This window comes from Mesorhizobium sp. M0698 (assembly GCF_040320455.1).
In the GTDB taxonomy this organism is placed as follows: Bacteria; Pseudomonadota; Alphaproteobacteria; order Rhizobiales; family Rhizobiaceae; genus Mesorhizobium.
This window is the reverse complement of record NZ_JAMYPQ010000020.1, coordinates 1-18,026: the sequence shown is the minus strand read 5'-3', so window position 1 is coordinate 18,026 and position 18,026 is coordinate 1. Positions and strand designations below refer to the sequence as shown.

The following is an 18,026-nucleotide window of genomic DNA, read 5'->3' as shown; positions in this document are numbered from 1 at the left end:
TGATCTCGCTGCGACGGGATTAGATTGGCCTACCACCACCCTCGCACGGCGGGGAGACCGGAGCGGACGCGCGATTCTCGTCCGGGTGTGAAAAAGGTGAACTCCTGCGTGTCCAACAAGCCGTAGCGAGACGCGATGTCGTAATAGCAAGCGGCCTCAACGCTGGCGGCGGCCTCTTGCGCTCCACCGATGCAGGCCACCGAGCAATCCGATCTTGAAGATTACGAAAAGGGCCACGAGTGCAATCACTGTGTAAGAGATCGGATTTGAGGCGTCGCTTAGACCGCGCCACGATAGCCACCAGGGCGCGCCTGCGTGCATGGCGATCAGCGCGACGATGCCTAGCACTAGGCCTATGGTGTGCAGGTGGCTCATGGCTGCAGGCCGTGCCGGGCCTGAGGGTTCTTCCGTGCCGAGAGCGACAAACCTATCGCGAATACGGGCGACGTCGGCGGCCGCCGTGGCTAGCACGAACTGCAGGTTCTTCGTGCCAACCGCGCCGCTAGCGACGATGTTGAGACCCGAGTCCCGGAATTCCGTTATGATGTCGTCGACTGTGCTGACGCCGTGATGGTGGAAGCGATCGATGAAGCCTCCATCCTGTGGCGCTTGCACGAAGTCGACGGCGAGTACGCGACCGGATGGCTTCAGGACTCTGTGTATCTCATGAGCCATCTGATTACGTCCATCGGCAGAAAGATGATGGAGCATCAGCGTCGTCGTTACGACATCGAATTCGGCATCCCGGAACGGTAATGCCTGGGCGGCGGCCTTTTCAAAGGTGACCTTCAGACCGACTCTTCGAGCCTTCGCACCCGCCCTGGTGATCATTTCCGGTGACGCATCGATCCCGTGCACGGTGCCCGTCGGCCCGACCTGCTGCTTGGCAAGTATAGCGAGCGTTCCCGTCCCGCACCCTATATCGAGGACGGACTCTCCAGGTTCGAGCTGCGTCAACCGGAGGATCTTTTCGCGAAAGGCGCGTTCGCGGCCTAAGGTGAACAGCCAAGTCATCAGATCGTAGCGTGCTGCCCAATGTATGACGCGGCCGGGCGCGCCGGCTCCGCTGTTGTTATGCCCATGTTTTCTCATCAGAGACTCCTTGGCCACTCTCGCCGGTTGATGGACATCATGTTCGGAAACTGACATGGTATCCGGGAACGCGTCAACGACCATTCGCGGCAGAATGTCCGGTACCGCACGGTCCTCTGCCATCTGAACGGAAAAAGCTCATGGGAACGGAAAAGACGATAGACCGCCGTGTCGCCCGGACCCGGTCGACTCTTCACCATGCGCTGATCACTTTGATCCTGAGAAAGGGATATGAAGCAATTACCGTCGAGGACATCTGCAATGAGGCAAACATCGGCCGATCGACCTTTTACGCGCACTTCACCAGCAAGGACGACCTCAAGCGCAGCGGCCTGGACGATCATCTGCGCGCCATGCTGGTCGAACGCCAGCGGCATGCGCTTGCAGCGCCAGGCGAGCTGAAAGATCGCAGCTTGGGGTTCGTGCTCGGTATGTTCGAGCACGCGCGTGAACATATAGATCTCTACCGAGCTCTGGCCGGGGGCCGCGGTGGGACTATTGTGCTCGGCAGCATCCGCGAGATTCTATGCGATCTCGTGCGCGCGGAGCTTGCCGCAAACAAGGACAGGAAGCTCCCCTATGTCGTGCCGAACGAACTGATCGTCCAGTTCGTCGTGGGTGCCTTTCTGTCGGTGCTGATCTGGTGGCTCGACGGCGGCGCCAAATTGCCGCCGCAACAAGTCGACCAGATCTTCCGGCGTCTGGCCACCGAGGGCGTCCCGTCGGCTTAGATATCAGGCCGAAGAACTGTGAAGCAGTCAGTTGCACTGCCGGCGTTGCCAATTCACCAACCACCGGCTTTGTTCGACGCATGTCCTTGAGGTCGCGATACACCGCCGTGAGATCGGTCGACCAACGCCTCCGATACGTGGCTTGCGGCCGTCAGACGGCCGTCGGCGTGGACAGCAGCCACAGCCCGAAAACCGTATATCCGACCATAAAAACGGTCAGCGGAAATTGGCTGAGCGCCGCGCGGCTGCGCGCCGGATGCAAACGGAACGCCAGCCCATGCGCGACCAGAACGGCAAGTGTATGGCCGCCGATGATCGCCGCCGCCTGAAAGTTCCAGATGATCCACGCTGCATCGGAGCCCATGATCACTCCCGCCCCGACATTCATGTGCGCCGTGCCGAATAGGTTCCATCCCCGATCAAACGGATCCGAAATAGCGACGAGCGCATTCTGGCCGTTCACCAGGAGGGCCGTCAGATAGTGGGAAAAATGATAGGCGAGCGCGATCGGGACGATCGACCAGACAAGGAGCCCGACCGCTTTTCCGAAAGAGATGCTCCCGGCCAACCGCTCACCGACAAACACTGCGGCGAAGAACACGGCGACAAGTGCGATAAACATCAGCACAAGACCGGCGCTGTTGATTCCGACTAATGCCGAGCGCCCCGGAAATTCGAGCGGATTGACACCATTCGCGCCCAGCCAAGAGAAGGTCTTCGACAGACCGTCGAAGGACACCGAGCTCAACGTCAGCAACAGAAAGAGCATACCGCTCGCCGGTAAGGCTTGCGCGCTCCACAATTTCGCTCCAGGCCAGCAGAGTGAGAGGGCGCGCCCCCCGCTTGGGTGGTCCGGCGTCGTTTCGACGATGGCGAAGCGTGACACCATGCGGAAGAACGCGGACAGAAACTCGCCGCGCCGGCTCCAGCCTTCGTAGCCGAAGATGATCATGCAGACGAAGGTCGAGAGCCAGTAGGCCATGAGAGCGAACGCAAGCCGCGCCGGATCTTCGGGCGCCGGATAGATCAGCTCGAACCAGGCGAAGCTTGCAAACAAAATCAACGCCGGCCAGTAAGCCAGTCCTTGTGGCATTGTGCGATCGCGGAATGCCGGGAAGACGCTGGAGAAAATGCGCCACGGCCCGTACCACGGGTTTGTCCACGACCAAACATTGCCGAATACGCCCTGAAGCAATGTCAGTCCGACCCAGACCAGCGTCCATACCGTTAGCGGAAGTGGATTCGACAGCGGATCTCGGCTGCCGAGAATTCCCGCCGCCACGAGTATGGCGAGAACCGCGAAGGCGAGCGTGCTGATCCAAATGCGCGCGGCGTCGCCGAATTGACCAATTGGCAGGCGGGATGCCGAAATGCGTTCGAGCAGCCTGGGCGGGAGGACAGCCAGAACCAGAAAACTCGCGGCTACGGCCACCGCCCCGCCCACGACATAATATCCGGTCGGCAGGAGCATGACATAGCCGCGCTCGGAAGCATGGGCAAAGGCTGGGGTTGTGAAATGCGGCACGAGGGCAGCAGCTGATAATGCGATGCCCAACGCTCTCGCAGAGATGCTTTTATGTTCGCTGTCCGCCGCCATCCATCCGTCTTGCCACATGGCATTTGCGAAGGAAAGCGGACTACTGCTCGCGCAAGTGGAGGTGCCAAAGTGGGTGCCCGACTTCGTGCTAGCCCCCAAAGTCCGCTTGGTGAACAGGCCATATGATGCAGCTACGACTTCGAGTCGAGAGTTGCGTTGTGGACGACGTTCTCGTCCTCTGCCCTCTGCTGCAATACGTGGCAGCTGTGCCTGCGCCGGCCGGCGGCGCATTATCTTCGAAACAGGACCGGAGCGCCCACCGCCAGGATCGTCGACGTGCAGAAGTTGTGGGCCGAACATCTACCAATGGCCGGAACTCGCGGCGCTGTCGATCCTGTTTCGCGAACGCCTGGTGTATTCCTTCGAGAGTCGGCCGCGCTTGTTCGACATTATCTCGCGCAGCATCGAAGGCGTCGCCGGCCTGATCCTGGGCCGGCGTCGCGGTCTGGGAGGTCGCTGCGCGCTGACCAGGCCCCGGATGGATTTCTGATTTGCGTCTGCCCATCCGGCCGGCGCATGGGCTGGCGGGAGAGGTTCGCTAGTTCAGGATCTGGGCAAGAAACAGTTTGCTGCGCCGGTGACGCGGATGCGAGAAGAATTCGGAGGGCGTGTTCATCTCAACGATCTCGCCCTGGTCCATGAAGACGACGCGGTCGGCGACCTGGCGGGCAAATCCCATCTCGTGCGTGACACACAGCATGGTCATGCCATCCCCAGCCAGCGCGACCATCGTGTCGAGCACTTCTTTGACCATTTCCGGATCGAGTGCCGACGTCGGCTCGTCGAAGAGCATGATTTTCGGGCTCATACAGAGCGCACGCGCGATCGCAACCCGCTGCTGCTGACCGCCTGAAAGCTGGCCGGGATATTTGTGCGCCTGGTCCGGAATCTTCACCCGTTCCAGATAATGCATGGCGGTCTGCTCGGCTTGTGCGCGCCGCATCCTGCGCACCCAGATCGGCGCCAGCGTCAGGTTCTCCAGAATGGTTAGGTGCGGGAACAGGTTGAAATGCTGGAACACCATGCCGATGTCGCGGCGAATTAGGTCTATCTTCTTCAAATCATTGGTGAGTTCGACGCCGTCGACGACGATCTGTCCCTGCTGGTGCTCCTCCAGCCGGTTAATGCAACGGATCATGGTCGACTTGCCCGAGCCCGAGGGCCCGCAGATCACCAGCTTTTCGCCGCGAAGGACTGTCAAGTCGATGTCCTTCAGCACATGGAAGTTCCCGTACCACTTGTTCATCCCGGTCATTTCGATTGCCGGCGGATCATTGGGATCGGTCATGGGCGGAACGCGCTTGGCGGCGGACGACAACATCACAACATTTCCTAGTGAGCGGCTGGGCCGCGCCGCTCCAGGAAGTCGGCGAAGCGGGCGAATGAGAATGAGAGTGCGAAGAAGATCGCCCCGATAAACAGGAACGTCTCGGCCGCTGGCGATGGCCAGTCCGGGTCGGCCAGCGCCGCTTTACCGGAGCTGATCAGGTCGAACAGGCCGACCACCAGGACAAGGCTGGTGTTCTTGATCATGACGATGATCGTGTTGGCCAGCGCCGGGATCGCCACCCGGATCGCCTGCGGCAGGATCACCAGATATTGAGTGCGCCAGAAGGGCAGGCCAACCGCAGCCGCGGCCTCGTACTGGCCATTCGGAATGGCCTGCAGGCCGCCGCGGATCACCTCGGCGAGATAAGCCGCGGCGAAGATGGTGAGGGCGACCAGCGCGCGCACGAACTTGTCAGGCAAGAGGGCCTCGGGCAGGAACAGCGGCATCATGATCGATGCCACGAACAGGATGGACAAGAGCGGTAGTCCGCGCACCGATTCTATCAGGACCACAGCGCCGATGCGTATGATGGGCATGGTCGAGCGCCTGGCCAGCGCCAGGAGGATGCCGACGGGGAAGGCGACGCCGATCGCAACGACGGTGAGGATGAGTGTCACCGGCAGGCCGCCCCAGGACGAGGTCGGAACCTCGGCTAGGCCGAAACCGCCGGCCATCAGCCAGAAGATCAACACGAGCGCCGCCATCCAGAGCGCTGCCAGCCGCGGCGCCCAGCTGGCGGGCCGCACCGACCAGGCAAGCAGCGCCAGGATAAGCACGCAGACGATGGCGGGGCGCCAGCGTTCGTCGAGCGGATAGATGCCGAACAGCAACTGCCCGGACTTGGCGTAGATGAAGCTCCAGCACGCTCCGGCGGCCACCCGGCACGCGCGTGGACTGGGGTCGAACAGCACGGCGTCGATTACCAGCCAGCGCAGCATCGGCGGTACCGTGGCGACGAGCAGAACGCCGAACAACAGCGTCAGGACGGCATTGAGTGGCGTGCCGAACAGGAGCATGGCTGACCGCCGCAAAGCGCCGAAGCGGATCTGTCCTGGCATTGGCTCGGCCGGAAGGGGAAGAGACAGGGCCTTCATGGTTCAGCGCTCCACGATGGCGATGCGACGGTTGTACCAATTGGCCGCGCTCGAGAGGCTCAGGTTGAGGGCGAGATAGACGCCGAGGATGATGAATACGCCCTCGATCGAATGGCTGGACTTGCTGATGATGGTGTTCATAACCGCAAGGAAGTCCGGATAGCCGACCGCGATCGCCAGCGTCGAATTCTTGACGACGTTGATGTATTGGCTGTTGAGCGGCGGGACGATCACCCGCAGCATCTGCGGAATGATGATCAGACGCAATATTTTGCCGCGTGGCAGGCCGAGCGAATGACCTGCATCCCACTGACCGCGGCCGACCGAAAGCACGCCCCCACGCACGATCTCGGCGACGAAGCCGGTGGTGTAGATGGTCAGCCCGATGAGGATGGTGCTGAGCTCGGGCGTCAGGTCCTTGCCGCCTTTGAAGTTCGACCCAGTGAAGGTCGGCCAGTCGACGGAGAACTTCGCATCGGCAAGCCAGAGCCCGGCAATGCCAACCGCGAGGATCGCCGGCGCGGTCAGCGGTGGCAGCCATCCTCTTCTCGCCGCCGCCCAGCCAGCGGCCGCCAGTGCCAGGGCGAGAGCAATGACGAGCATTCCCGCGGTGGCGACGTCCATGCTGACGGCCGGCACCACAAAGCCGCGCATGGAGGCGTAAACGCCTGGCAGCGGATTGAGCGCTTCGCCGACCGGCGGCAGCACCTTCCACCACAGCGAGTAGAGAAAGATCAGAAGCACGATCGGCGGTGAATTGCGTGCAACCTCCACCCATACGCGGCAGGTGCCCGCCGCCAGGGGATTGCTGCTCAGCCGGGTGATGCCGACGACGAGGCCGAGCGCGGATGAAAAGACGATGACGAGCGCGGAGATGAAGACCGTATTGGCGAGCCCGGTCGCGATCGCCCAGTAATAGGGGTCCCGCGACTTGTAAGTGAGGATTGCTTCGGAGATGACGATCCTTGACGGCATCGTCAGGAAATCGAAGCCGATCGGTATGCCGCGTGCCCTGAGATTGGCGAAAGTCGTGCTGACGAGCAGGGCAGCGAAGGCGGCAGCCACGGCCACCAGGGCACACTGGATGATGATCGATCTGGTCCTGGCGTCGCTCAGCATTTCGACCTCGACGGTTCGCGGCGTTGGCAGGGAAAGGGAACGGCGGGCGCGTCCCCTTCATGCAGCTCAATCCCAAGGGAAAGGATAGTTGAGGCCGCCGTCCTTCCACAACGCGTTCAGGCCGCGCTCGACCTTCAGCGGGCTGTCCTTGCCGAGATTGCGATCCCAGATCTCGGCGTAGTTGCCCATTTGTTTGATGACGTTGTAGGCCCACTTGTCGTCCAATCCGAGCGGCTTGCCGAAACCGGGCTCCTCACCCAGCACGCGTTTGACTTCCGGACTGCCCGAGGCAAGCTTTTCATCGACGTTTTGCGAGGTGATGCCGTTGGCCTCGGCCCAGAACAGCGCATTGAGTGTCCAACGCACGACGTCGAAAAGCTGATCGTCACCCCGGGCGACCGCGACTCCATTGGGTTCGGCGGCCCTGCCGACCCGGATGATGTCGTAGTCGTCCGGGTTCTTGGCCACCGAGGCACGCTGTCCTGCTGCCGCGGTGCCGTCGGTGACGTAGGAATCGCAGCGGCCGCCAAAGAAGGCGTCGCGCGCTTGAACGGTCGAGTCGTAATAGACTTTCTCCATCGCGATCCCGAACTCTTCCTCGGTTTCCTCGATCGCTTTCTCGGTCAGGCTGCCACCGCCTTGCAGGCAGACGGTCTTTCCGTCCAGCAGTTTGGGCTCGGTGATGTTATCGGCCTTGCGCACGAGCATGCCGTCCGTGTCGTAGAGATTGATCCAGACGAAGCGGACAACCGTATCACGACTGTAGGTGATGGTGGATGTGCGCGACAGAACGTCGATTTCCCCAGTCTGTAGCGCAGCAAAACGCTGGCCTGCGTTAAGGGGCACGTAACGGATCTTGTCTCTGTCGCCGAGGATGGCGACCGCGAAAGTGCGGCAGATGTCGGAATCGAACCCGCGATAATACCCCTTCTCGTCCGGCCGGGATAGACCGGGCACGCCCTGGCTGGCGCCGCAGCTGACATAGCCGCGCTCCTTGATCTTGTTGATTACCGCCTGCGCGCTGGCGTCCACGGCGCCCGTAGTCAGGCTGGCCAATCCTATCGCCAGACCCGTGAGCCATTTCAGACCTTGATGTTTCATAATCATTCCCCTTGTCGTTGAGTTGTCGTCATTCTGCGGCGTTGACGTCGGCCGCGGCGGTTCCGTTGCGCCGGGCTTCAGCAAAAAGTTCGAAGGCCTGAGAAAGGTCGGCCAGAAGATCTTCGAGCGCCTCAAGGCCGATCGACAGGCGCCAGACCGGGCCGGGCTTCAGCCAGTCGAGGCTGGCGCGGCCCTTGCGGGGATCGCTGACGGCAATCAGCGAATGCACGCCGCCCCAGCTTGCGCCGAGCCTGAACAGCCGCAGGCTGCGCAGAACATCGGATTGCAGTGGCGCCAGTTCCGGCCGCAGCACGAAGGAGAACACGCCCGCCGATCCGGCGAAGTCACGCTTCCAGACCGCGTGGCCGGGATGGCCAGGCTCCGCAGGATGCAAGATCTGCGCGACTTCCGGGCGCCCCGACAGCCAGGCGACAATCTTGCGCGCTGTACCGTCGGCGTGGCGCATGCGAACCGGCATCGTCATCAGGCCGCGCTCGCACAGCGCGCAATCCTCGGGCGAGACGCCATAGCCAAGGAAACGCGCTGTATCCTTCAGGCGCCGGAACAGGGCATGGTCATGCACTGCGAGCGAGCCCATCAAGAGGTCGCCGTGGCCGCCGGCGTGTTTGGAAAGCGCCTGCATCGAGATGTCGACGCCATGAGCGAGCGGCTTGAACAGCAGATGCGAGGCCCAGGTGTTGTCGGCCGCAACGAGCGCGCCGGCCTTGTGGGCCGCGGCCGTGATGGCTGGCACATCCTGAACTTCGAAGGTGGCTGAGCCAGGCGATTCTGCCCAGACCAGCCGCGTTCTGCCGTCGATCATGGCCGCGATACTTGCGTCCAGCCGTGGATCGTAGGAAACCGCCTCGATCCCGAGTGGGCCGAGAAAACGCTCGGCCATGTCGCGCGCCGGGCCATAGAGCGTCTCCGGGATCAGAACGCTTTCGCCGCCACGGCAGACAGCCATGGTCGCCAGCGTCATGGCCGCCATGCCCGACGGGACGACGAGAGCCCGCGATCCGCATTCCAACACGGCGATATGATCTTCGAGCTGCCGGCTGGTCGGTGTGCCGTAAAGTCCGTAGCTGAACCCGTCGTACAGACGCTCGACGCGAAGCTCGAACGATTCCAGATCGTCAAAGACCACGGTCGAGGCTCGCTCGACCGGCATCGCCACCGCCTGGAACGGTTCCTCCGAGCGCTTGGGAGGATGGACATGTGAAGTGTCATCGCGTCGGTTCATAGGCGCAGCTTAGCCGGCTCACCCATTGCCATCTATGACCGCAGCGATAAAGTTAATTCGCTTTTGATATGGGCTGACTATGAACCTGCGCGACATCGATGTCTTCAACGCGATCATGATCACGCGCGGTGCCGGCGCGGCGGCCGCGCTGCTGGATACCTCGCAGCCGGCCATCAGCCGTTCGCTAGCCAAGCTAGAGGCCGACTCGGCTTCAGGCTTTTCGACCGCATTCGTGGCAGGCTGGTGCCGACACGCGAAGGGGAGTTGTTCCATGCCGAGGTAAAGGCCAACCTGGTCGGGCTCGACCGGCTCAAGCTGCGGGCGGCCCAGATCAAGGAGGTCGGAACCGGTACCATCCGCGTCGCCTGCCTGTCGGCACTCGGGCATGGGCTGGTGCCGCGCGCCATCGTAGCGTTCTCACGCCGGCATCCGCAGGTGCGAATCAGCTATCAGGTCCGCACCTCCAATATCGTGCGCGACCTGGTCGCCTCTGGCAGTTTCGATATCGGGCTCGCGGCCGACGAGGTCGATACCAGCGGCGTGCTGCACAGCATCTTCACCACGCCGCGCGCCGTCTGTGTAATGCCGACGAACCACCGGCTGGCGCGGAAGCAGATAATCACGCCGGCCGATCTCGCCGACGAGGCCTTCCTGGCATTGTCGCCGGAAGATACGGCTCGGCTCGCGATGGACAAGATCCTGGCCGCGCATGGGGTGCGGCCGCGCATCCTGATCGAAACGCCCTACGGCCTGACCATCGCCATCCTCGCAGCGAAGGGCATGGGGATCGGCTTGGTCAATCCCTCCGTCATTGCGGACGGCATGATCGGCGGTATTTTGGCCAGGCCATTCGAGCCAGCCGTCAATTTCCGCGCGCTACTCCTGCGCCCGCCGGACGGCATCAATTCGACCTTGATCACCGACTTCATTGGCGAACTCTATGACGCCCGCAATACGCTATCGAGCGAGGCATAGGGGCGTTGTCGCGGCAACCGCGTGTCAGGGATCGCTGCGATAGATGCTGGGGATGAACACTTCGCAGATCAGCTACAAACGGCATCGGTTCCCACCCCAGATTATCGCCCACGCGGTGAGGCTGTATTATCGATTTCCGCTGAGCCTGCGTCATGTCGAAGAAATGCTGCTGGAGCGCGGCATTGTCGTTTCCTACGAGACGATCCGTCGGTGGGGAAAGAAGTTCGGGCTGGACTACGCTCGGCGCCTGCGCCGCAAGCAGCCCAGTCGAAATGATATCTGGCACCTCGACGAAGTCGCCATCACGATCGCCGGCAAGAAGCATTGGTTATGGCGGGCCGTCAACCAGGACGGCTATGTGCTCGACGAGATCGTCCAAACCCGGCGCAACACCAAGGCCGCCAGGCGCTTGCTGACACGGCTGTTGAAAAAGCAGGGCCAGGTGCCGAAGCGCGTGATCACCGACAAGCTCGGCTCCTATGGAGCAGCGCGGCGTCAAGTCATGCCGGGCGTCGAGCACCGGTCGCACAAGGGCTTGAACAACAGAGCGGAGAATTCGCATGTGCCACTGCGAAAACGAGAACGGATGATGCAAGGCTTTCGATCGCCGGCTTCCAGCGTTTCCTCTCGACCTTTTCTGCAGTCCGCAATCTCTTCGTCCCGCCCCATTCAAAACGCTCCGCCTTTCAGATCCATCTTCACCGCCTGAATGCCATGGCGCAATGGAAAGCTGCTGCCGGCGTGATCGCCTGAAATCATTCCCAAAAGTCACAACCACAGCCCATCTCTGTTTATGTGACATCACCGCCGACGCAGGTCCGTAGCAGTACTTGTGCAAGAGATCATCGATTCAGGGTGGCGGCATCGGCTTGTCACTGAGTGTGCGCAAGTACGCGATCAGGTCGACCCGTGCGGTCTCGTCCGAGACACCAGGTATCTCCATCTTAACGCCCGGCGTGGTGAGCATGGGCCCGAAGAGATATCTGTTCAGGTCCTCGTACGTCCACACGCCTTCCCAGCCGAGCAAAGCGTCGGAGTAACGCATTTTTGCCATGGATGCCTTATCGCGGCCGACGACGCTCCACAAGTTCGGTCCGTTTTGTTCCCTCCCAGTGGCTCGGCATTGTGGCAACGGTCACACGCGCGGGTGAAGTAGGTCCGGCCTTTCTCGACATCGGCAGAAGCCAACTTCGTTGAGATCGGGGCCGGCGTTGGCAAGACGACGCCGTGCGACATGAGATAGTCGGCAACTTCGCGTTGCCGCTGGCGTTTTGCCAGATGGAGTGGTGTCTTGGCGCCGGGCTCGACTGTGCGGTCATGCAGCGCGTGCCAGGGGTATCCGAGGCGCTACAATTGCTACGCGGCTACCTCTGCACACTCGAAAAGCATCCACTCAACGGTTCTGCGGAAGCCCGTGAGATCATCTGCCGGCACATCTTCGATCTCGTTTTGCTCGCCATCACACCGCACGGCTGTTTGGGACAGACCAGTATGAGCGCGGTCGTCGCCGCGCGCCTGGCCGCCATAGTCGACTACATCACGGATTGACGGCAATCGTGGCATTCGCTCGCTCCGCGTCTGGCGGATTGGCGGCAGCGCCAGCTAAAGACGAGTAACGAAGGCCGCGGGGTGCGATTACCGATGAAGGCACGCCGTGATCAAAGACCCGATCCGGAGAAACGTCACTGCGAAGCACTTTCCGATACATCGGGCACGATGATGTAGCCCTGATCGATCAGTTGCAGCCTCGTTTCCTCGAAATGCCGCTTGAAGCCGCTCTTGATTTGCTCGGGTGGGTATCGCCAGCCATTCGCATAGGCACGGCGCAAGAGATCGGAATAGACGCGGTCGCTGGCAAGCCTTACCGCTTCTATGGAGATTGGCGTTCCCACTGGCGTCGTTTCGCCGGAGAGACTTGGCGCGGTCGAAAGAGCCAGCACCAGCATGCCGGCGACTGCGGATGACTTTCTCATGGATGCCTCCTGACATTTTGCCTGGCCTGGACAGTGAACCGGGCAACGTGTTGCGGATCCGTGGATGCTAGGAGCGGCAACGACTTGGCGGGATCGTACAGATGGAGTGTTTTTGGTGTCGCATCTGTAGTATTTTCGCTGTGTCGCGAAATCGGTACGTTCCCGACCATACGCGCCGCGGATCGGAATGACGCACTGCTTGACGCAGTCGGCAATCCTCTGAGCGGGCTTTCGGACCGGGAGCGGGTGGTCGCTGCGAAATTCGCCGAAGGCATGACCTATCGTGAGATCGGCGAGACGCTGTTCATCGCGCCGACCACCGTTCGAACCCATCTGTCGGTGGTCTATCGAAAGCTTGGCGTTCGCAGCAAAGTGGCGTTGGCAAGCCTGCTCTCGAGTGAGAGCCGGCAAGAGTCCGGACAAGCTCGTTTCGAGGGTCTGTCGCCCGGCGGCTCCGGGCCACCGGTCATCGCGGTCCTGCCCTTTGAAAATTTGAGCTCGGACGAGCGTTGGGGAAGGCTGGCCGACGGTTTGTCCGCCGATATTATTGTCGATCTCGCGCGTTACTCCGCCCTTGCGGTGATTGCCCGCCAGACGATGCTGATGTTCAAGGGAAGGCGCGATGATCTGCGCTCCATCGGTCGGGAGTTGAATGCCGACTATTTGCTCGAAGGGAGCCTTCAGGCTACCGGCGAGCAGTTCCGCATTTCGGTGCAGCTTGTCGATGTGAGGAGTGGTGCCGGTCTTTGGGCGGCGCGATACGATCAATCGGCCGACAATCTGTTTGCTACGCAAGACATGGTCACCGAGAACGTCGTCAATGTCCTTGTCAGCTGCTGCGGCAAGCTTGCCCACCTTGGACGGGATGTCATCCGGCGCAAGCCGCCCGCCAGCCTGGGTGCCTATGACCATAAGTTAGAAGAGCTGACTCCGGACTACGGCGCCGAGCGACGGCGACTCCGTGTCATGAAGTATCGCGGGCAGGCCTTCCGTGGCGGGTATCACGACTTCACGATCAGAACCGGGGGCGTGGCCGTGTTCCCGCGGCTGGTCGCCTCAGAGTACCGTGCTGGATTCGCTCGCTCGAAGATGACGAGCGACACCCCGGCGCTCGACACTTTGCTGGGCGGCGGCATTGAGCAGGGGTCGAGCACGCTAATCATCGGACCCGCGGGCACGGCGAAGAGTACCTTCGCCTTCCAGTTTGTCGCCGCCGCGATTCGACGAATGTGCGCTCCACGACCCAGCGGCGCGGCAGGACCTCAAAGCCCTTTGGCTTTATCCGTCCGCTTGACGATCTCCAGGGTGAACGTGCCGATCTTTTGCATCGCGCCCTTAAGCTTCGGTCCGGCATATCCGCCGTCGGCGAAGACGTGTCGCAGCCACGGCCAGCGTTCGAGAATGGTCTTGAGGGCAGCCGGTGCGCCGTCCCGGTCCTGGATATCAGCGGCGTGGACGACGAGACCGACCATCAGGCCGATGGTGTCGACAACGATGTGACGCTTGCGCCCGTTGATCTTCTTTCCCGCGTCGAAGCCACGAATTCCCACGCTTTCCGTGGTCTTGACCGATTGGCTGTCGATCACGCCCGCCGTCGGGCTCGCTTCCCGACCCTCAGCCTCGCGCGCCGCCATGACGAGGCTGTTGCTGATGGTCCGCAACAAGCCCGCCTCACGCCAGCGATAGAAGTACTTCTGCACCGTTGAAAAGGGTGGGAAGTCTTTCGGCAGCAATCGCCACGCGCCGCCCGACGAGGCGAGGGTAAAGAAGTGCGTTCACGACCTCGCGCAGGTCTGTCTTGCGCGGCCGGCCGATGCGGCTCGCCGACGGCATCATTGGCGCAATCAGCACCCACTCTGCATCGGTCAGATCGCTTGCGTAGCGGGCGCAACGCCGCTCATAATGCGCACGGGTGATTTCAGTCCAGGCCATCGTGATCTCCATCGAATCTCGTAAATCCGACAGAATCACAACCTGCTGAAATCACTCAACTCTTTTTGGAACGGACACTCAAGCCGAAGCGCGAAGATCAGTATTGGAGAAGCGCCGGGAATGGCGGCTCCTGGCGCTGCCTGCTCGTTCCGCTCGACGAGACAGACGGCAGAGAACCACCCAACCAAGCCGTTTGACCCGCACTGGCGGCTGCTGAGTAGGCGAAGTCCGCATCGCCTCGATCGCGCCAAGAGCGGACATGCGCCTTAGTCTTTCGTGAGAGGCAGCCGCCCAGTGTCATGACTAGCTCTAGGCGTGCGACCAGGCGCCTACTTCCGAACGGCTCACGATAACGCTACCCGCCTCGATTTCGCGCTGCATCCGCTGTCCCAAAGTTTCAATATCGACCTCAGCGGCCGTCGCAACGCCCCGGCTCTGGATTTCCGGCAGCATCGTGACAATGAGTTCGGCGGTCTGGTGTGACCAGTCGAAGCCGCCATTGGTTCCCCCCACAACCGCCTCCATACGCATTGAGGGCGCGGTCAATCCAGCCGCGCGGAATGCCGCATCGAGCTTGATACCCATATTGGTCTCGATACCGCTGCGCCGGAACGTCTCGACGATCCATCGACAGCAGTGGTCGTAGGTCGGCGCCGGCGGGCTGGATCGACAGCCGTCCCAATCCGGCTCATGGAAGACGATGGTCCCTCCAGGCCGGAGATGACGAGCGACGCCACGCAGCATGGCCACAGGATCGGCTTGAAACATCAAAATGTAGCGGCCGATCACGGCGTCGAACGGTCGGTCGAACGAGAGTGCCGCGGGATCGCCTTCACGGAAGCTGACGTTCTGGATCGGATGCGCCGCCGCACGCCGCTCCGCCGCCGCCAAGGCCGCTGGAGCCCGATCTGCGCCGATGACCTGACCTTCGCTGCCAACCATCTCGGAAACCAGGAATGTAACATCACCCGCGCCACAGCCCACGTCGAGCACGCGCATCCCGGGGCTCATGCCCGCAGAGAGCAAGATTCTTTGCGTGATCGGGTTAATGATGTCCGCCTGATGGCTGAGACGCCTGATCTCGCGATCGGAATGGACGAGAATATACGGGACGTGAACGTCGGCACCAGCGCCACCGGCGACTTCCATGGCCTGCCTCCCCTCATACGACTGTTCCCCAAATGGGGCATCGTGCTGGTCGACGACTATGCGCCGATGGGGCAGCCAGTCAACGAGACTCGCTGTCCACCTCAGCGCGAATGTCGCTTCAGGGTCACGACCCCCGGTTCCGCTAAAGGTCAGCTTTCGGGCCGCCAAATCGCCCCGGGAAGGGTCGGTTCGGGTCATCGGCGTGAATTCGCCCTCGACGAACGAACTTCCGCTCGGGGTCGTCTTTGCCCGTTGGCGCGCTGTCGCAAATTTGGCCGCCGCCGCATCACGATTGGACCTTCAATCTTTCGCCATTCAACTCTGCTTGACCCCCTAGCAACCGCGGCGCAGTGTTGCCATGCGTGCGTAATATGCGCAGTCCAATTGGGGTCGTCCTTGGTGAGTGCAGCGGACGTCAATACGGGCAGCCATCGTGACATCAAGCGCCAAGGATCTCATCGCCAAGGGCTATATCGGCTAACTGTCCACCCATTCGCGCGGCTCGACAGTCGAGGTCGCGATCGCGCGGACCGACCACAAGAGCGCGCCGAAACCGGCCTGCGGCGCGACCGATGTGCTCGATTTCGGCACTGGCTTCGAGTGTTCGACCCGCGAGCGAAACGGCTCACCGACCGCTCGCCAGTGAAGTAGCGGCAAACCGCGAAAGACTTGTCGAGGCGATGCGCGCCGGCGGCTTCAACAATTATGCCCGCGAATGGTGGCACTTCACGCTGGAAAACGAGCCGTTTCCAAGAGAACGCTTCAACTTTCCCGTCGGCGCCGAGTAGCTCCGCCGGCCACCGTGGGATGAAACCCTCGTTGACCCTGCGCGGCCATTGCCGAAGGGCTGGCGGTTTCTAATTATCGCCTCCGGGAGCCCAGGATCCCGAATCACGCTGTGTGAGGAAAAACATTCCTCATTTAGGGTAAAATAGGCGAAAAATTGCTTCACTAGGCCAAAAAAGGCAACATTGAATGCATCTAAATTCTATCAATTCGGTAGATTTGGCGCGAGTTCAACGGAGGCGGAAATGACCAAACCTCATTTCAGGAAACTGCTCGGCGCGCTGGTCGCCACATCTGTCCAGTTCGGCACGCTCGGTTTCGCGTTTGCCGATACCACCATTCTCAACGTGTCCTATGACCCGACGCGTGAGCTCTACAAGCAATTCGACGAGGCCTTCGCCGCTCACTGGGAGGCCGAGACCGGCGAGACCGTCACCGTCCAGCAGTCGCATGGCGGATCCGGCGCCCAGGCGCGCGCCGTGATCGACGGCCTCGACGCCGACGTGGTGACGCTGGGGCTCGAAGGCGATATCAACGCCATCGTCTCGAAAACGAAGAAGATCAATCCCGACTGGCGGACGAAGTTCGAGAACAATTCGGCTCCTTATACCTCGACCATCGTCCTCCTCGTCCGCAAGGGCAACCCGAAGGGCATTCACGATTTTGGCGATCTCACAAAGGACAGCGTCCAGGTGATCACGTCCAATCCCAAGACCTCCGGTGGTGGCCGGTGGGCCTACCTCGCGGCCTGGGCCTGGGCCAACACCAACGATGGCGGCGATGAAGCCAAGACCAAGGAATTCGTCGGCAACCTCTATTCCCATGTTCCGGTGCTTGACACCGGCGCGCGTGGCTCTACCGTGACCTTCGCGCAAAAGGGCCTTGGCGACGTGCTGATCGCCTGGGAAAACGAGGCCTATCTGGCGCTGGACGAGTTCGGCGCCGATCAGTTCGAAATCGTCATCCCGCCGACCTCGATCCTCGCCGAACCGCCGGTCGCCGTTGTCGACGCCAATGTCGATGCCAAGGGCACACGCAAAGTTGCCGAAGCCTATCTGGGCTATCTCTATTCCAAGGAAGGCCAGACGATCATCGCCAAGAACCACTACCGTCCGGCGAAGCCCGACCTGGTGCCTGCGGAGGATCTCGCCAAACTGCCTGAGATCAAGCGGATCAGCATCGACGATCCAATTTTCGGCGGATGGACGAAGGCGCAGCCTTACCATTTCGGCGACGGTGGTATATTCGACCAGATCTACAAGCCAGCGCAGTAAGATAAAATCTAGATCAGGACGACACCCGCCAAGGCGGGGTGGCGGTTCAGACAGCCGAGCGTCATTCCGGGTTTCGGATTGACGCTCGGCTTCTCGCTTGCCTACCTCACGCCATCATCCTCATCCTCCTCTCAGGGTTGGTCTGGCGATCGGCGGCGCTCGGCTGGACCGATTTCTGGGCGATCGTCACCGATCGCCGTACCATCAACGCGCTTGAAATCAGCTTCGGTACTGCCTTCATTGCCGCCGCCGTCAACGTCGTCTTCGGCACGATCGTCGCCTGGGTGCTGGTGCGCTACAGCTTTCCCGGCCGCCGCATCGTCGATGCCATGGTCGACCTGCCCTTCGCGCTGCCGACGGCGGTCGCCGGCATCGCGCTGACCGCGCTCTACGCGCCGAATGGCTGGGTCGGCAGCCTATTGGCGCCGCTCGGCATCAAGGTCGCCTACACGCCGCTCGGCATCGTCATCGCGCTGATCTTCATCGGCCTGCCTTTCGTCGTGCGCACCGTGCAGCCGATCATGGAGGAGATCGACAAGGAGGTCGAAGAAGTGGCCGCCACGCTCGGCGCCAATCGCTTCCAGATCATCAGCCGCGTTCTACTACCCGGACTGGCGCCTGCCATCGTCA

The 18,026-nt window shown here is 61.6% G+C and carries 16 protein-coding genes and 4 pseudogenes; 9 read left to right on the top strand and 11 right to left on the bottom strand.

Annotated features, from left to right (window positions below):
- Positions 1–156: 156 nt before the first annotated feature.
- Positions 157–1,176, bottom strand: a complete 1,020-nt coding sequence (locus NKI16_RS27990) for a methyltransferase domain-containing protein (protein WP_352923941.1) — start codon at positions 1,174–1,176, stop codon at positions 157–159.
- 56 nt (positions 1,177–1,232) lie between these two features.
- Between NKI16_RS27990 and NKI16_RS27985 the strand changes: the two genes are divergently transcribed.
- Positions 1,233–1,823, top strand: a complete 591-nt coding sequence (locus NKI16_RS27985) for a TetR/AcrR family transcriptional regulator (protein ID WP_352923939.1) — start codon at positions 1,233–1,235, stop codon at positions 1,821–1,823.
- A 151-nt stretch (positions 1,824–1,974) separates the two neighbouring features.
- On the opposite strand, the gene NKI16_RS27980 is transcribed toward NKI16_RS27985, so the two are convergent.
- From NKI16_RS27980 to NKI16_RS27955, 6 genes are all read right to left on the bottom strand, one after another.
- Positions 1,975–3,420: a hypothetical protein gene (locus NKI16_RS27980; protein ID WP_352816262.1), complete on the bottom strand. Its 1,446-nt coding sequence runs from the start codon at positions 3,418–3,420 to the stop codon at positions 1,975–1,977.
- A 538-nt stretch (positions 3,421–3,958) separates the two neighbouring features.
- A complete protein-coding gene (locus NKI16_RS27975; protein ID WP_352455528.1) occupies positions 3,959–4,741 on the bottom strand; it encodes an amino acid ABC transporter ATP-binding protein in 783 nt (260 codons plus the stop codon).
- Between the two features lie 11 nt (positions 4,742–4,752).
- Entirely contained in the window at positions 4,753–5,844 is a 1,092-nt protein-coding gene (locus tag NKI16_RS27970) for an amino acid ABC transporter permease (RefSeq protein WP_352825007.1), read from the bottom strand.
- Positions 5,845–5,847: 3 nt separating this feature from the next.
- On the bottom strand, positions 5,848–6,963 hold the full coding sequence (locus NKI16_RS27965; RefSeq protein WP_352596278.1) for an amino acid ABC transporter permease: 1,116 nt from the start codon (positions 6,961–6,963) through the stop codon (positions 5,848–5,850).
- A 66-nt stretch (positions 6,964–7,029) separates the two neighbouring features.
- A complete protein-coding gene (locus tag NKI16_RS27960; RefSeq protein ID WP_352455525.1) occupies positions 7,030–8,148 on the bottom strand; it encodes a transporter substrate-binding domain-containing protein in 1,119 nt (372 codons plus the stop codon).
- Positions 8,093–9,307 carry a trans-sulfuration enzyme family protein gene (locus NKI16_RS27955; RefSeq protein ID WP_352455524.1) on the bottom strand — a complete coding sequence of 405 codons (1,215 nt, stop codon included), beginning with the start codon at positions 9,305–9,307 and terminating at the stop codon, positions 8,093–8,095. Before NKI16_RS27955 ends, NKI16_RS27960 begins: the two co-directional genes overlap by 56 nt.
- Before the next feature lie 79 nt (positions 9,308–9,386).
- On the opposite strand from NKI16_RS27955, the gene NKI16_RS27950 reads away from it, so the two are divergent.
- The 3 genes and pseudogenes from NKI16_RS27950 to NKI16_RS27940 all read left to right on the top strand — a co-directional run bounded on the left by NKI16_RS27950 (position 9,387) and on the right by NKI16_RS27940 (position 11,035).
- Positions 9,387–9,590: a LysR family transcriptional regulator gene (locus tag NKI16_RS27950; RefSeq protein WP_352923936.1), complete on the top strand. Its 204-nt coding sequence runs from the start codon at positions 9,387–9,389 to the stop codon at positions 9,588–9,590.
- Positions 9,551–10,282 carry a LysR substrate-binding domain-containing protein gene (locus tag NKI16_RS27945; protein WP_352923934.1) on the top strand — a complete coding sequence of 244 codons (732 nt, stop codon included), beginning with the start codon at positions 9,551–9,553 and terminating at the stop codon, positions 10,280–10,282. Before NKI16_RS27950 ends, NKI16_RS27945 begins: the two co-directional genes overlap by 40 nt.
- Positions 10,283–10,334: 52 nt before the next feature.
- Positions 10,335–11,035, top strand: a pseudogene (locus NKI16_RS27940) (IS6 family transposase).
- A 97-nt stretch (positions 11,036–11,132) separates the two neighbouring features.
- On the opposite strand, the gene NKI16_RS27935 reads toward NKI16_RS27940, so the two are convergent.
- Positions 11,133–11,336, bottom strand: a complete 204-nt coding sequence (locus tag NKI16_RS27935; RefSeq protein ID WP_352816254.1) for a c-type cytochrome — start codon at positions 11,334–11,336, stop codon at positions 11,133–11,135.
- Positions 11,337–11,509: 173 nt separating this feature from the next.
- Between NKI16_RS27935 and NKI16_RS27930 the strand changes: the two genes are divergently transcribed.
- Positions 11,510–11,830: a hypothetical protein gene (locus tag NKI16_RS27930; protein ID WP_352923931.1), complete on the top strand. Its 321-nt coding sequence runs from the start codon at positions 11,510–11,512 to the stop codon at positions 11,828–11,830.
- A 134-nt stretch (positions 11,831–11,964) separates the two neighbouring features.
- On the opposite strand, the gene NKI16_RS27925 is transcribed toward NKI16_RS27930, so the two are convergent.
- A complete protein-coding gene (locus tag NKI16_RS27925) occupies positions 11,965–12,255 on the bottom strand; it encodes a hypothetical protein (protein ID WP_023722481.1) in 291 nt (96 codons plus the stop codon).
- 84 nt (positions 12,256–12,339) lie between these two features.
- Between NKI16_RS27925 and NKI16_RS27920 the strand changes: the two are divergent.
- Positions 12,340–13,482 (top strand): annotated as a pseudogene (locus NKI16_RS27920) (LuxR C-terminal-related transcriptional regulator); the annotation flags it as partial.
- Here the strand turns inward: NKI16_RS27920 and NKI16_RS27915 are convergent.
- Both NKI16_RS27915 and NKI16_RS27910 read right to left on the bottom strand, forming a co-directional pair.
- A pseudogene (locus tag NKI16_RS27915) lies at positions 13,481–14,187 on the bottom strand (IS5 family transposase); the annotation flags it as partial. The pseudogenes NKI16_RS27920 and NKI16_RS27915 overlap by 2 nt on opposite strands.
- Before the next feature lie 309 nt (positions 14,188–14,496).
- The gene (locus NKI16_RS27910) at positions 14,497–15,336 is read right to left on the bottom strand and encodes a class I SAM-dependent methyltransferase (protein ID WP_352923929.1); all 840 of its coding nucleotides are present in this window, start codon (positions 15,334–15,336) and stop codon (positions 14,497–14,499) included.
- Between the two features lie 572 nt (positions 15,337–15,908).
- Between NKI16_RS27910 and NKI16_RS27905 the strand changes: the two genes are divergently transcribed.
- The 3 genes and pseudogenes from NKI16_RS27905 to cysT form a co-directional block, all read left to right on the top strand.
- On the top strand, positions 15,909–16,124 hold the full coding sequence (locus tag NKI16_RS27905; protein ID WP_352816246.1) for a M15 family metallopeptidase: 216 nt from the start codon (positions 15,909–15,911) through the stop codon (positions 16,122–16,124).
- Between the two features lie 243 nt (positions 16,125–16,367).
- Positions 16,368–17,396: a sulfate ABC transporter substrate-binding protein gene (locus NKI16_RS27900; protein WP_352923926.1), complete on the top strand. Its 1,029-nt coding sequence runs from the start codon at positions 16,368–16,370 to the stop codon at positions 17,394–17,396.
- A 12-nt stretch (positions 17,397–17,408) separates the two neighbouring features.
- Positions 17,409–18,026, top strand: a pseudogene (gene cysT / locus NKI16_RS27895) (sulfate ABC transporter permease subunit CysT); the annotation flags it as partial.